This is a genomic window from Microbacterium sp. SY138 (assembly GCF_039729145.1).
Taxonomy (GTDB): domain Bacteria; phylum Actinomycetota; class Actinomycetes; order Actinomycetales; family Microbacteriaceae; genus Microbacterium; species Microbacterium maritypicum_A.
Genome location: NZ_CP155793.1, coordinates 570,583 through 585,194, shown reverse-complemented (window position 1 = coordinate 585,194; position 14,612 = coordinate 570,583). Strand labels below are relative to the sequence as shown.

Sequence of the window (14,612 nt, the reverse complement as noted above, 5' to 3'; positions counted from 1 at the left end):
TCAGCCGCGCTCGGGCGTGTGCACACGAGCGAGGAAGCGCTCCGTGCGCGGCGACGGCCCCCGCGGATCGAGGAGCGACACCACGACCGTCACGGCCGTGGCGAGCGGGATCGTCCAGGCGGCGGGCTGCGCGAGGTAGGGCGCGGCCACTCCGACTCCCCCGACCGCCGCGTGCACCAGCAGCGCGAGTCCGGCGGCGATCCCGCCCGACAGCATCCCGGCGACCGCGCCACGGGCGGTGAGTCCTCGCCACCAGACTCCCAACAGCACGACCGGCGACAGCGTCGACGCCGCCACCACGAACACCACGCCGACGCTCGACCCGAGGCCGGCCGGTGCCGTGAGCAGCGCCACCACGAGCGGCACCAGCGCACAGAGCACGGCCGACAGGCGGAACGACCGCACCGAGCCGGAGAACACGTCCTGGCTGATCACGCCCGCGAGCGACACGACGAGACCGGCCGATGTCGCCAGGAACGCCGCGAACGCCCCCGCGACGATCAGCGCGGTCAGCAGTTCGCCGAACGCTCCGGGGAACACGCGCGACGGCAACAGCAGCACCACCGTGTCGGCGACACCGGGAACCGCGAGGTCGGGAGCGGCGATGCGCGCCAGCAGCCCCATCGTGCTCGACACCGCATAGAACGCGCTCACCATGCCGATCACGATGACGGTGGTCCGCCGCGCCGACACCCCGGTCGGACTCGTGTAGAACCGCACCAGCACGTGCGGGAGCCCCATCGTCCCCAACAGCAGTGCGAGCAACAGGGATGCCGTCTCATACGCGTCGAAGCCCGAGGGCCCGGCCTCGACGGGGAACACCAGCGCGGGATCGACGTCGTGCGGACCGTCGCTGAGGGCGAACGCGATGAACACCACCGGCACCAGGAGCGCCGTGAGCTTGAGCCAGTACTGGAACGCCTGCACATAGGTGATGGCTCGCATGCCGCCCGCGGCGACCGCCGCCGCCACGAGCACCGCGACGGTCACGGCCCCCACCCATTCCGGAAGGCCGGCCACGACGAGGAGCGTCAGCCCCGCTCCGTGCAGCTGCGGCACGATGTAGAGCCAGCCGATCACCAGCACCGCGATGCTGGTCACGCGCCGGGCCGACGTCGACTCCAGCCGCGCCTCGATGAAGTCCGGGATCGTGTAGGCGCCGCTGCGTCGGAGCGGCGCCGCCACGAACGCGAGCACCAGCAGGTAGCCGGCCGCATAGCCGATCGGGAACCAGAAGCCCCGGGCGCCGTCGAGCAGCACGAGACCCGACAGTCCGAGGAAAGTGCCGGCTGAGAGGTACTCGCCGCTGATCGCCGACGCGTTCCACACCGGCCGCACGGTGCGCGACGCCACGAAGAAGTCCCCCGTCGTGCGCGAGATGCGCAGGCCGTAGATGCCGATCAGCAGGGTCGCGACGATGACGAGCGCGACGCCGATGAGGTCGAGCACCGCGTTCATTCGCGATCCCGGAGCGCGCGGTATCGGCGCTCGTTGCGGGCGGCCGTGCGCACGTAGAGCACCGCGAACACGAGGATGATCGGATAGAACGCGTAGGCCTGCAGCAGCCACGACAGCGGCAGGCCCCAGACCACGACCTGTCCGACCTCGGGGACGAGAGCGATCGTCAGGGTCAGCGCGATCACCACGACGACGAACCCCGCGACGGTCCCGAGCGCGAGCCGGAGCTGACTGCGCATCAGGGCGCGCGCATACACGGCATCCGCCTCGTCGACGGGCGAGCCGGGGAGCGCGATGCCGCGGGTGAAGGTGGTCGGCCTCCGATCGGGCAGATCGGCCGTCACACGAACCCGCTTCGGCTTCTCGGTCATCCTGCCCCCTCTCCGCGCAGCAGCGCGTCGCGCACCGCGGGTACCAGTCGCCGGCTGACCGGGAGAGAGGTCGCACCGATCGACACGGTGGGCTCCGGCCCCGACAGCCGCGCCTCGGTCACGGCGGCGATGCGCACGAGCGAAGAGCGGTGGATGCGGAGGAACCCGGCATCCGCCCATCGCGCCTCCAGCTCCGAGATCGGGATGCGCACCAGATGACCCGTCCCATCTCCGGTGTGCAGTCGGGAGTAGTCCCCCTGCGCCCGCACCCAGCGCACGTCGCTGCGTTTCACGAACCGCACGACCGAGCCGACCGTGACCGGCAGCATCTCGTCGTCGCCCGATGCCGCGGCGTCTCCGAGCTCGACCACCCGGTCGACCGCCCGCCGCAGACGCTCGAGGCGCACGGGCTTGAGCAGATAGTCGGCGGCACGCAGCTCGAACGCCTCCACCGCCTTCGCCTCGTCGGCGGTGACAAACACGACCGCCGGAGGTTCGGCGAGGGTCAGCAGCGCCCGCGCGAGCTCCATCCCGGTCAGGCCCGGCATGTGGATGTCGAGGAAGGCGATCCGCACCGCCCGTTCCGACAGCAGCCGCAGCGCCTCCGCCCCCGACGTCGCCGTGAGGATCTCACCGACCCGGGTGTCGGTACGCAGCAGATGGACGAGCTCGTCGAGGGCGGGTCTCTCGTCATCCGCGACGAGGACGTCGATCGAGGGCGCGCTGTTCGTCATGATCGTCAGTCGTTGTCCGGGTCGTGCTGCGGCTGCGATTTCGGGACCCGCATGCGCACCAGGGTACCGGCGCCGGTGTTCGTCTCGACGACCAGTCCACCGTCGGCACCATACAGCTGGCGCAGCCGGGTGTCCACGTTGCGGAGCCCCACGTGCACACCGTCGTCACCGGCCGTCAGCGTGGTCCGCAAGGCTTCCGGATCCATGCCGACGCCATCGTCCTCGACCGTGATCTCGGTGTGGGTGCCGTCGTCGCGCGAGGCGATGCGGATCTCCCCTCCTCCTTCGCCCGGTTCGAGACCGTGACGGACGGCGTTCTCCACCAGGGGCTGCACCGAGAGGAACGGGATGACGGTCGCCAGGGTCTCCGGCGCGATCTGCAGCGTGACGCGCAGACGATCGCCGAAGCGTGCACGTTCGAGCTCGAGGTAGGAGTGGATGCTGCCGAGTTCCTCCGCGATCGTCGTGAACTCGCCCTGACGGCGGAACGAGTAGCGCGTGAAGTCGGCGAACTCGAGCACCAGCTCCCTGGCCCGCGCGGGGTCGGTGAGGATGAACGAGGCGATCGCCGTGAGGGCGTTGTAGATGAAGTGCGGAGAGATCTGCGCCCGCAGCGAGCGCAGCTCCGCCTCGGCCAGCTGCGTCCGGTGCGCATCGAGTCCGCCGAGCTCGACCTGGGCCGCACACCAGTCGGCGATCTCTTCCGCCGCCCGCACGAGCGCGGCCCTGACCGGTGCCGCGAACGCCACGACGACTCCGGCCACCCGGCCGTCGACGAGGATCGGAGCACCGACCGCCTCCAGGTCGTCCTCCCTGCCCTGCGCCGGGAACACCTGCCTCCGCCCCGAGGCCCCGACCTGGGCGGCGATGCGGCGGGCCGCGGATTCGAGTCCATCGGACGGACCGTCGAACGACACCGTGCCTTCCGCGCTCACGATCGCGACCGCCGCGCTGCCGAGCAGCACTCGCAGGTGACGCGCGGCTTTGACCACATCGGGATCCGAGAGCCCGGCGCGCAGATGCGGCGCCGCCAGGCTCGCCTGATGCAGTGCGGTGAGGGCGGCCTGTTCGGCGTCGCTTCCGAGGTCGGCGGCCCCGCGCGCGAGTCGGCGTGCGAGCAGGAGGAGCACCGAGAGGACGATGCCGCCGAGCACGCCGAGGATCGCTGCGAGAACGACGTCGGTCATGGTCCCAGCCTAGGCACCGGCGTGGCTGCGCTCAGCAGCAGCGGGCACCGGGGTTGCGATCCTGGTCGTCCATCCGCTGCCGCCAGAACTGCCGTTCGGTCAGCGGCTCCTCCTCCGGATGCTGCCGACGCTGATGGGCGACGTAGGTCGCATAGGCGGTGTCGCCCATCAGGGTCGTCATGTACCACCGGATGCCGCGACCAGCCCGCGCCACGGCACTGAGCAGCGTCCGCAGGAGGGAGGTCGCGGCATCCGTCCGCCTCATGGTGTCGGCCATCTCAGGGGGATCGACATCAGTGGGTCGACGCCTTGCGCTCGTCGGCGAGGATCGGCTCCCACTGCTTCTCGAGCTCACGTTCTTCGGCGCTCGGCAGGAATCCGGCCGGGGCGAAGCGGCGCGAGGCCACGGGCGGCTCCTCGGTGTTCTCGCCGCCGCCGTTGCGGATGGCCCTGATCGTGACGATCACAGCGGTCACCATCACGATGATCGCCAGGGTCACGAAGATGATCGACAGCGTGCCCTGCACGGCGGTGTTGCGGATGACCGCGTCGAGCACCTGCGGCTCGCCGAGTGAGGTGTCTCCGCTGTCGCGGGCCGCGACGTAGCGGAAGTGGTTCGCCCAGTAGCCGATGGCCGGCACCGGAGAGGCGATCTTGTAGAGCGACGCCGTGATGGTCACGACCGCGGTGAACGCCAGCGGCAGGGCGATGATCCACAACCACTTGAAGTAGCTGCGGCCGCGCTTGGCGACGATGGCCAGCACCACGGCGAGCGCGATCGCGGCGAGCAGCTGGTTGGCGATGCCGAACAGCGGGAAGAAGGTGTTGATGCCGCCGAGCGGGTCGGTGACACCGAGGATGAGGATCGCGCCCCATCCGGCCACCATGATCGCCGTGCAGATCCAGACGCCGGGGCGCCACGAGACGTCGCGGAACTTGGGGAACCAGGCGCCGATCGAGTCCTGCAGCATGAAGCGGGCGACGCGTGTACCGGCATCCACTGCGGTGAGGATGAACAGCGCCTCGAACATGATCGCGAAGTGGTACCAGAACGCCATGAGCGCCTGACCGCCGAGGGCCTGCTGCATGATGTGCGCGAGTCCGAGGGCGAGCGTCGGGGCGCCACCGGTGCGGGACACGATCGACTCCTCGCCGACCGCGGCCGCCGTGCCGGTGAGCATCTCGGGCGTGAGATTCACCCCCGTCAGCCCCAGCGAGTTCACGAAGGCGACGGCCCCTTCGACCGTGCCGCCTGTCGCCGCCGTCGGTGCGTTCATCGCGAAGTAGATGCCCTGGTCGATCGAGATCGCGGCGACGAGGGCCATGATCGCGACGAACGACTCCATGAGCATGCCGCCGTAGCCGATGAAGCGCGTCTGGCGCTCCTTCTCGATGAGCTTCGGGGTCGTTCCGGAGGCGATCAGCGCATGGAACCCGGAGAGCGCCCCGCACGCGATCGTCACGAACAGGAAGGGGAAGAGCGGACCGGCGAACACCGGACCCATGCCGTTCTCGCCGAAGATGCTGACCGCGGGGACCGTGATCTCGGGGCGCACCAGCACGATGGCTCCGGCGAGCATGACGATCACGCCGATCTTCATGAAGGTCGACAGATAGTCGCGCGGGGCGAGCAGCAGCCAGACCGGGAGCACGGCGGCGATGAAGCCGTAGACGATGATGCCCCAGGCGATGGTGGTGCGGTCGAGGTGGAAGATCGCCTGACCCCACTCGGTGCCGGCGACCCATCCGCCGCCGATGATCGCCGCCATCAGCAGGGCGAAGCCGATGATCGAGACCTCGGTGACCTTGCCGGGGCGGAGATAACGCAGGTACACGCCCATGAAGAGGGCGATCGGGATGGTCATGGCGACCGAGAAGACGCCCCAGGGGCTCTCGCCGAGCGCGTTGACGACGACGAGGGCGAGGATGGCGACGATGATCAGCATGATCAGCAGCGAGGCGATGATCGCCGCGGTGCCGCCGATCTTGCCGAGCTCCTGGCGGGCCATCTGACCGATCGTGCGGCCGCCGCGGCGCATCGAGAAGAAGAGCACCGTGTAGTCCTGCACGGCGCCGGCGAGCACGACGCCGACGATGATCCAGATCGTGCCGGGCAGGTACCCCATCTGCGCGGCGAGCACGGGTCCGACGAGCGGGCCGGCGCCGGCGATCGCGGCGAAGTGGTGACCGTAGAGCACACGGCGGTCGGTGGGGACGTAGTCCTTGCCGTCCTGCTTGACCTCGGCGGGAGTCGCCCTGCGGTCATCGGGCCGGGTGATGTACTTCTCGATCACCTTGGAGTAGAACCGGTAGCCGATCAGGTACGTGCAGACCGCCGCGAACACGAACCAGATCGCGTTGACGGTCTCGCCGCGCACGATCGCGAGCATGGTCCAGGCGACGGCACCCAGCAGGGCGATCGCGGCCCACAGGATGATCTTCGGCAGGGTCCAGCGGTTCGCCTTCTCGTGATGCTCTTCGGTGAGGGCGACGGAGGGGAGTTTCGGATCGGTGACGATCACGGGCTCGTCGTCGACGAGTCCGGCGCCGTCGCGGCGGCGCGACGAAGGTGCGGTCATGGGGGTCTCCTCGGGGTACGCGACGTTGCGTTCCCCCACGTTAGGAAGACGACGCCGTCGGAGAGGACCGAGGGAGCAGGTGCTGCGACGAGCGGCGCCGTTCACGCGGTGAACGGATGCGCCCGCGCAGCACGGCACCCCGTGGTCGTTCGACCACGGGGTGCCGTGCTGTCGTGCTTCCGTATTACTCCCGCTTCTCCCCTCGCGGTGCGGGAGTCGCCGGCGCCGACGTCTGCGGTGCGGGAGTCGCCGGCGCGGTCGTCTCCGGAGCCGGAGTCTCCGGCGCGGGAGTCTCGGGCGCCGGAGTCTCGGGCGCCGGAGTCTCGGGCGCCGGAGTCTCGGGCGCCGGGGTCTCCGGAGCCTTCGCCTGCGGCACGTCGACCGTCAGCACGGTGCGGACATCCGACTCGCCGTACTGCACGACCCCGAGGTAGCGGGTGCCGGCGGCCAGGCCGGTCCAGCTGAGGTCGTACGACGTCTGCGTGCCGCGGACCGCGGCGAGCGGGTTCGGCGTGGCGGTCAGGTCTCCCTCGCCGTCGGGCAGCACGTTGGCGTAGGTCATGTCCCACGTCATCGGGCCCGTCGTCGAGTAGATGTTGGCCACCACGAGGTACGTACCCGCCGTCGGCGACGGGATCGTGACCTGCTCATCCGCCGAGCCGGTCGCCGAGCGCCAGCGCTGGTAGTACTGCAGGTCGTCCGGGCCCACCACGCGGTACACGGTGAGGTCGAGATCGCTGCCCTTGTCATCGGACGAGTCGAGGTCGAACCGCGAGAGCGTCGTACCCTCCGGCACGTTCACGATCCACGACACGTCCTTGTTCGCATCACCCGACTTCTCGTCACCCGAGTGACCCTCGACCGGGTTGTCCGCATCGGCGAGCAGCTCGAACGGAGTCAGACCCGAGAGTCCGAGCGCCAGATCTCCGGTGAGACCGGGGGTGATGTCCACCGACGTACTGCCGTCGACACCACTGCCCGTGACCTCGGCCGGAGCATCGGCCGTGACCGGGAACAGCGCGATCGGAGAGCGCACCGAGTTCTTTGCACTCGTCCAGGTCAGCGAACCCGTGGCCCACTGCTCCACCGGAGCGCTCGCGTTGTCGAACGTGACCGTGAAGGTCTTCGTCTGACCGGGGCGATCGAACTTCAGCTGCTGCGGCGTGACCTTGATGTTCACTCCCGGCACGGAGGCCTTGGCGGTGAACGTGCCCTTCTCGGTCGAGGTGACCGTGCGGGTGACGGTCTGCGCGCTGGTCAGCGAGCCGATCGAGATCGACGCCTGGTTCAGATCGCTGCCGTCGATGGGATCGATGCCGGGGAAGTCCGACAACCCCTTCCCGTCGAGGAACGCCGCCCAGTCCTTCACACCGTTGAGGTAGAGCAGACCCGGGTTCAGGTACCGCTTCGGATCGACCTGACCCGCACCCTGCTCGAACGGGTTCGTGTTCTTCGATCCGTCGGGCAGCACCGTGTCGTAGGCGGTGGTCATCATCGCCGACTTGATCTCGGCGGGCGTCGCCTTCGGGCGCTCACCGAGGTACAGGGCCGCGAGACCCGCGACGTGCGGCGAGGCCATGGACGTGCCGGAGAGGATGCCGAAGGTCGGCTTCTCGCCCGGAGCGTTCTCGGTCGCCGCGAGGATCGCGACGCCGGGAGCCGCGATGTCCGGCTTCATCACGTCGCTGCCGTCTGCCAGCATCGGTCCACGGCTCGAGAAGCCTGCGATCTGCGGCGTCGGGGTGGTGACGCCCGTGGTGTTCTCCCCGACGAGCGTGATCGGACGATCCACGCCGCCCTGCACGTACGCGAGCACCGCGGCGCGGTGCACCGCGTTCAGGTGCACGGTCGGCACCGAGTGGAAGTCGTTGTCGAGCGAGTCGGCGCCACCGGGCACGTTCACGAGGACCATGCCCATGCCCCCGGCATCCTTCACGACCTGCGACTTCTCGGCGCGGGCGTTGCCGCCACGGTCGCAGACCACGATGTGTCCGGCGACCTTGGCCGGATCGAGGGTGCCGGGCAGGCAGAGCTGCGGATCCTTCGCTCCTGCTGCGGAGGCATCGACGGCGGCGATGGACGGGCCGGTGACCCTCTGACCGAACGGCACGCTCACCGAGGCTCCGGCCTGCGCGAACCCGTCGAACTGCACGGTGCCCTCCCAGGTCGGGATGGTCGAGGCGGCGACGGTCGTGTACCAGGGCGATGCGTGGTCGGCCGTGACCGGGGCGGGGCCGTCGTTGCCGGCGCTGGTCGCGACGAAGACGCCGGCAGCTGCGGCGTTGAAGAATGCGAGGTCCTCCGGGGCCATCACAGTGCTGGCGGCGCCGCCGCCGATGGAGTAGTTGATCACGTCGACGCCGTCGGCGACAGCCTGATCGATCGCGGCGATGAGGTCGCTCTGCGCGCAGATGTCATCGTCCTTGGTCGACGTGTCGGGGCCGACGTAGCAGGCCTTGTAGGCCGAGATCTTCGCGGCCGGTGCGACTCCCGAGACCGTCCCGAAATCGACGTTCTCGATGCTGGCCTTGACCTTGAAGTTGCCCGCGGCAGTGCTCGCGGTGTGCGAGCCGTGGCCGTCGCCGTCACGCGGCGAGAGGTAGTCGTACTGGAAGTCGAACCCGGCGGCCTCGGCTCCGGCGTAGAAGTACTGCCCGCCGATGAGCTTCGAGGAGTAGTCGCTCTTGTCCCAGTCCTGGCCCTCGACCATCGCGGCCTGGAACTGGCCACCGTCGGACTTGTCGAAGTAGACGTAGGTGCCGTCGGTGTAGGGCTGACCACCCTTGTTGCGAGTGTTCTGCTGCTTCTGCTTCTTGATCTTCTTGCCCTCGAAGGAGGGGTGCTCGGGGGCGATGCCGGTGTCGATCACACCGACGACGACGCCTTCTCCGGCCTTCTCGACTCCTCCGGTCTGCTGCCACACGCCGCCGCGGCCCTTGCGGTCGTCGCCGAGACCGAGGTAGTCGGTCGAGGTCTGCGCATCGGGGTGGCGGATCTCGTCGGGGTAGACACCGAGCACGTCCTTCGAGGCACGGAGCGCATCGACCTGTTCGCCGCTGAGGTCGGCGCTGAACCCGTTCAGCACCACCTGATACGTCGTGTCGGGGGTCACGCCGATGTCGCTGACGAGGTCGGTCTGCTCGGTCTGGAGGTGCTCGACGTAGCGCTGCGAATCCTGCGACTGCGTCTCGAGCTGCTCGCCTTCAGCGGGCTTGGTGGCCTTCAGCCCCTTCACGTCGCCCTCATAGGTGGCGAGCGGATCCGACTTCATCACGACGATGTAATGTCCGGGGGTTCCTGCGACGGGGACGGGGTGCGTCACCTCCTCCGTCGCGGCGTAGCCGGTGGTTGCTGTCGATGCGATGAACAGCGTGGCCAGGGTGGCGGCCGCTGCCATCCGGAGGGGTGTTCGACCCATGTGGTGCTCCCGATGATCACGGTGCAACCGCGTTGCTGCACCGCGGCCAACATAGTCCCGCCCTCAGCGATCGACGCGAGATCTGGTCGATCGACCAGTCGGCATTCGCCGATCGACCAGGGTTATCCACGGCCGCCCTCCCGATAGGTCGACAGTAAGCTGGAGAGGTGGCCCGTACCTCCGTCCTGTCGACCCGAGTACTGCTCGTCTGCGCGGCGATCGGAGTCGCGACGGGCATCCTCGCGGGCATCGCCGGATGGGTGACGCCGGTGCTGCTGGCGAGCCCCCTGCTGTTCCTCTACGGCCTGGTGCTCGGCTCGCACGTGCTGCCGGGCATCATCGCGCAGGAGGTGCTGCGCCTTCCGCTCGTCGCGCTGATCACTCATGTGTTCGCCGCCCTGATCGCGAGCGCCTTCAACCCGGCGTGGGCGCTGCGCTTCATCGGCACGGCACTGCTGTTCGGCCTGATCCAGGAGGGGGTGGCCGCCCTCACCCGCTATCGATCCTGGGGGCCGTGGCGGTTCTTCATCTCGGCGGCGATCATCGGGATGTTCGTGGCCGTCGTGGTGTTCTTCGCCGCCCACCTCGCGGTCATGCCGCTGTGGGCGCAGATCCTCTACCTCGCGATCTCGGTGCTCGGACCGATCGCGTGGACTGCGGTCGGCCTCGCGATCGGTTCCGCGCTCAGTCGCGCGGGCGTCGCCCGCCGATAGGCGCTCGTCCCGCATGGAGAATCAGGTAAGGCTCAGCTAAGTTAGAAGCGTACGATCCGCCGACCCGGGACTTCGCCGTGCGCCCATCCGCGCCCCTGCTCCGCGTGCGTGACCTCTCCCTCACCCACGCCGATGCGGCGCACCCCTCGCCGCGCGACGTGACGTTCGACATCGATGCCGGAGAGGTCGTGCTCCTGCTCGGTCCCTCCGGTTCCGGCAAGTCGACGCTCACCCTCGCGCTCAACGGACTGATCCCCCACGCCCTCCCCGCGACGCTGGTCGGCACCGTCGAAGCCGGGGGCATCGACACCGCCAGCGCGCAGACGGCCACGCTGAGCACACACGTCGCGATGGTCTTCCAGGATCCCGATGCGCAGATCGTCACCGGCAGCGTCTACGACGAGGTCGCGTTCGGCCCCGAGAACCTGCGGCTTCCGCTCGACGTGGTCGAAAGTCGCGTCGAGGAGGCACTGCGTCGGGTCGGACTCTGGGAACGGCGCGACGAGAACCCCGACCACCTCTCCGGCGGCGGAAGGCAGCGACTCGCGATCGCCGGAGCCCTGGCGATGGGCTCTCCGCTCATCGTGCTCGACGAGCCGACGGCGAACCTCGATCCCCAGGGCATCGACGACGTGTACGCCGCCCTCTCGGAGGTCGTCGCGACCGGCGACCGCGCGATCCTGCTCGTGGAGCACAACCTCGACGCGGCGATGGCTTTCGTCACGCGCGCGATCGTGCTCGACGGCGACGGCCGGGTCGCCTTCGACGGCCCGGCCGCCGAGGTCATCCGCGACCACGCGGATGAGCTGGTCCGGATGGGAGTGTGGCTTCCCGCTGCCACCCTGGCGGCACTCCGCCTTCGGGAACGGGGATTCTCGCTCGCCCCCCTGCCGCTGTCGCCGCAGGAGCTCGCCGCAGCGCTCGATCGTGAGAACGTCTCGCCCTCCACCCCTCGGCGCGCAGCCGACGAGATCTCTCCACCCTCCGGCGAGGCGACGGCACGTGTCGAGCCGATCATCCGCGCTCGCGGGCTGACCGTGCGCCGACGCCGCACCGAGATCCTGCACGGGATCGATCTCGATCTCGAACCGGGCAGCCTCACGGCGATCGTCGGTGCGAACGGCGCGGGCAAGACGACGCTGATCCAGGCGCTCGCAGGGGTCGTGCCACCGCCTCGTGGCCAGGTGCGGGTCGACGGGATCGATCCGGGCACCGCATCGCCGCGCGACCTCGCCGCGCGCATCGGGTTCGTCTTCCAGAATCCCGAGCACCAGTTCATCGCCCCCACGGTGTTCGACGAGCTGGCCCACGGACTGCGGCTGCGGCACGTATCGGATGACGAGATCTCGACCAGGGTCGGCGAGATGCTGGCCCGCTTCGGCCTCGAGCACAAGGCGGGCGTGCATCCGTTCCTGCTCTCCGGCGGCGAGAAGCGAAGACTGTCGGTGGGGACCGCCCTGATCACCCGCCCGCGGGTGCTGGCGCTCGACGAGCCCACGTTCGGCCAGGATCGCGCCAGAGCCGCCGAGCTGCTCGACCTGCTGCAGAGCCTGCGCGCTGAAGGCACGACCATCGTGATCGTCACGCACGACCTCCAGCTCGTGGCCGAGCACACCAGCCACGTCGTGGTCCTGGCGGCCGGCCGGGTGCAGGCGGTCGGCCCCACCGCCACCCTGCTGCAGGACGAGCGGCTGTTCGCCGACGCGGGGCTGCGCCTGCCCCCGCTGCAGCGCGTGCTGGCCTCGGCCGGGCTCGGGGCGACCGCGTGACCACGACGACCTTCGATCCGTACGCACGTATCACGGCGACGTCGCGGCGGCAGTTCCTGTATGCGTTGAATCCGCTCGCGAAGGTCGCCGGGTTCGCGCCGGCGATGGTCCTGCTCGTGTTCGTGCGCGACCTGACGACGCCCGCCGCTTTCCTGATTCTCGCCTACGCGCTGATCCTGGTCGGGGCGCGTCTCACGGTTCGGCTCCTCGCTCTCCTGCTGCTCGGTCTCCCGGCCGGCATGCTCCTGGTGGGCATCGGGTTCTCCGTATGGGTCGACACCGGACTCGTCGCGGGCAGTTCCCCCGTCTTGCGGATCGGCGACTGGACCCTCTACAGCGGAGCGCTCCTGATCGGCTTCGCGACGGCGCTGCGGCTCGGATCGATCGTCGCTCTCGCGCTCGTCGGCGGGCTCACGACCAGTGGGCCCGACCTCGTGCGCGCCAGTGTGCAGCAGCTGCGGGTGCCGTACCGGATCGGCTACACGGCACTGGCAGCGTTCCGGTTCGTGCCGCGGTTCGGGCATGAGCTCGCCGTGATCCGGGCGGCCCACCGGGTGCGCGGTTACCACGGCGGACGCGGACCGTTCGCCCGCATCGCCCGCGGGTGGGGCTACATCGTGCCGCTTCTCGCCGGCGCGATCCGTCACGCCGAGCGGGTGGCGCTGGCGATGGACTCGCGCGCCTTCGGTGCGCATCCCACCCGCACCGAGCGGCACCTCGTCCCGTTCCGCACACGCGACACCGTCTTCACCATCGCGACCCTGCTGGCATCCGCGGCCATCTTCGTCGCCTTCTTCCCCTGGCAGCTTCCCTGAAAGGCACCCGATGGCATTCAGCAAGATGGTCAAGCCCGAGTCGACCGAGCTCATCCACCTGGTGGTGCTGCGTACGGAACGCCTGTCGGCGCACTGGATCAGGGTGACCCTCGGCGGCGGCGAGATCGAGAAGTTCCGCCCGATGGGGTTCGACCAGTGGTTCCGGCTGTTCCTGCCCATCGGCGGCGACGCGGGCCTCGACCGGGTGCCGGCGAAAGCCAACAAGATGTTCGGCTACCTGAAGTTCCTGCGCATCCCCGACGGCGAACGTCCGGTGATGCGCAACTACAGCGTGCGGGCATATCGAGCGGCCACGGCCGACGCCGGCGCCGAGATCGACGTGGACTTCGTCCTGCACGGCTCGGCGGCCGACGGAACGGCCGGCCCGGCGTCTCGGTGGGCCGAGGCCTGCCGGCCGGGCGAGCACGTGCTGATCATCGACGAGGGTCTCACCTTCAATCCGCAGCGCGGAACGGATCGTGTCGTGTTGGTCGGCGATGAGACCGCCCTGCCCGCGATCTCCTCGATCTGCGCCTCGCTGCCGGCGAACGCGGTCGGCACAGCGATCGTCGAGACGCCGAGCGAGGAGGATGCGCTGGAGTTCGCGCATCCCGCCGGCATCGAGGTGGTGTGGATCGCGCGTCCGCACGATGTCGCTCCCGGTTCCCTCGCTCTGGAGACGCTCGGCCGCACCGCCCTGCCGGAGGCCCCGTTCCATGCGTACGCGGCGGGTGAGCAGGCGCTCGCATCGGGTGCCCGCAAACACCTCGTCGGCGAGCGCGGGGTGGACAAGAACGCGGTGAGCTTCTGCGGATACTGGAAGATCGGTGCGGCCTCCCCCGCGTCGAAGGCCGCCCGCGAAGCTGCCGCGGAGCCCCTGGCATGAGCGCGGATGCCGCGGGCCGGACGCCCCGCGCCGGCGGACGGTTCCGCTTCCCTACCGCCATCCTGCTGACCTGCGCGGCACTCGGCGTCGCCGGAGCGGTGCTGCTCGCACCGATGAACTGGTTCTCGACCGTGCTGACCGGGCCGCTCCCGTTCGTGGGCATGGCGCTCGCCGGTCTCTGGCTGCTGCCGTCGGTGATCGCGCTGCGGTTGCTGCGTCGCCCACTCGTCGGCCTGCTCGTTGCCCTGATCGCCGGCCTCGTCATGGTGCCGTTCTCCGGGTATGGTTTCCGCACCGTGCTGACCAATCTCTGGTGGGCGGCATTCACGGAGCTGCCGTTCCTCTTCGTGCTCTGGCGCTACTGGGGCACGTGGATGCACTATCTCGGTGCGGTCACGGTCGGCATCGTGTACCCGATCTCCGCGTGGGCATGGTTCGATCTCGGGTCGATGTCGCTCTTCGCCCAGATCGCGTTCTTTGCCGTGACCATCGCGAGCTGCGTGGGCGGCACGGCCCTCGGCATTCTGGTCGCCGACCGTCTGCGCAGAGCCGGAGTCGGTGCGACCGGTGGCGACGGGGCCGGAGTCCGCAGGGCCTGAGTCCGCAGGCATCGCTGAGCCTCGAGAGCACAGGCGCCGACGTCACGCATCGACGTCATCAGGCACCGCGTCATCAGGCACCG

At 69.5% G+C, this 14,612-nt stretch carries 12 protein-coding genes; 5 read left to right on the top strand and 7 right to left on the bottom strand.

Annotated elements, in window-relative coordinates; genetic code table 11:
• From ABDC25_RS02705 to ABDC25_RS02675, 7 genes are all read right to left on the bottom strand, one after another.
• Nucleotides 1-1,458, bottom strand: a complete 1,458-nt coding sequence (locus ABDC25_RS02705; RefSeq protein ID WP_347124715.1) for a cation acetate symporter — start codon at nucleotides 1,456-1,458, stop codon at nucleotides 1-3.
• Nucleotides 1,455-1,829 carry a hypothetical protein gene (locus tag ABDC25_RS02700; RefSeq protein ID WP_021198463.1) on the bottom strand — a complete coding sequence of 125 codons (375 nt, stop codon included), beginning with the start codon at nucleotides 1,827-1,829 and terminating at the stop codon, nucleotides 1,455-1,457. Before ABDC25_RS02700 ends, ABDC25_RS02705 begins: the two co-directional genes overlap by 4 nt.
• Nucleotides 1,826-2,563, bottom strand: a complete 738-nt coding sequence (locus ABDC25_RS02695; RefSeq protein WP_347124713.1) for a LytTR family DNA-binding domain-containing protein — start codon at nucleotides 2,561-2,563, stop codon at nucleotides 1,826-1,828. The genes ABDC25_RS02700 and ABDC25_RS02695 overlap by 4 nt, the downstream gene beginning before the upstream one ends.
• A gap of 5 nt (nucleotides 2,564-2,568) precedes the next feature.
• Entirely contained in the window at nucleotides 2,569-3,750 is a 1,182-nt protein-coding gene (locus ABDC25_RS02690) for a histidine kinase (RefSeq protein WP_347124711.1), read from the bottom strand.
• 31 nt (nucleotides 3,751-3,781) lie between these two features.
• Entirely contained in the window at nucleotides 3,782-4,027 is a 246-nt protein-coding gene (locus ABDC25_RS02685) for a YbdD/YjiX family protein (RefSeq protein WP_051667976.1), read from the bottom strand.
• Nucleotides 4,028-4,043: 16 nt separating this feature from the next.
• Complete coding sequence (locus ABDC25_RS02680) at nucleotides 4,044-6,329, bottom strand: carbon starvation CstA family protein (RefSeq protein WP_021198459.1); 2,286 nt, start codon at nucleotides 6,327-6,329, stop codon at nucleotides 4,044-4,046.
• Between the two features lie 184 nt (nucleotides 6,330-6,513).
• A complete protein-coding gene (locus tag ABDC25_RS02675) occupies nucleotides 6,514-9,747 on the bottom strand; it encodes a S8 family serine peptidase (protein ID WP_347124709.1) in 3,234 nt (1,077 codons plus the stop codon).
• A gap of 167 nt (nucleotides 9,748-9,914) precedes the next feature.
• Between ABDC25_RS02675 and ABDC25_RS02670 the strand changes: the two genes are divergently transcribed.
• The 5 genes from ABDC25_RS02670 to ABDC25_RS02650 all read left to right on the top strand — a co-directional run bounded on the left by ABDC25_RS02670 (nucleotide 9,915) and on the right by ABDC25_RS02650 (nucleotide 14,529).
• Nucleotides 9,915-10,460, top strand: coding sequence for an ECF transporter S component (locus tag ABDC25_RS02670; protein WP_021198457.1), 546 nt, complete (start codon nucleotides 9,915-9,917; stop codon nucleotides 10,458-10,460).
• A gap of 77 nt (nucleotides 10,461-10,537) precedes the next feature.
• Nucleotides 10,538-12,229: an ABC transporter ATP-binding protein gene (locus tag ABDC25_RS02665; protein WP_167254821.1), complete on the top strand. Its 1,692-nt coding sequence runs from the start codon at nucleotides 10,538-10,540 to the stop codon at nucleotides 12,227-12,229.
• On the top strand, nucleotides 12,226-13,044 hold the full coding sequence (locus ABDC25_RS02660) for a CbiQ family ECF transporter T component (protein WP_167254819.1): 819 nt from the start codon (nucleotides 12,226-12,228) through the stop codon (nucleotides 13,042-13,044). Before ABDC25_RS02665 ends, ABDC25_RS02660 begins: the two co-directional genes overlap by 4 nt.
• Nucleotides 13,045-13,054: 10 nt before the next feature.
• Nucleotides 13,055-13,930, top strand: coding sequence for a siderophore-interacting protein (locus ABDC25_RS02655; RefSeq protein ID WP_167254817.1), 876 nt, complete (start codon nucleotides 13,055-13,057; stop codon nucleotides 13,928-13,930).
• Nucleotides 13,927-14,529 (top strand): ECF transporter S component, encoded by a 603-nt coding sequence (locus tag ABDC25_RS02650; RefSeq protein ID WP_167254815.1) that lies wholly within the window; start codon nucleotides 13,927-13,929, stop codon nucleotides 14,527-14,529. The genes ABDC25_RS02655 and ABDC25_RS02650 overlap by 4 nt, the downstream gene beginning before the upstream one ends.
• Nucleotides 14,530-14,612: the final 83 nt, after the last annotated feature.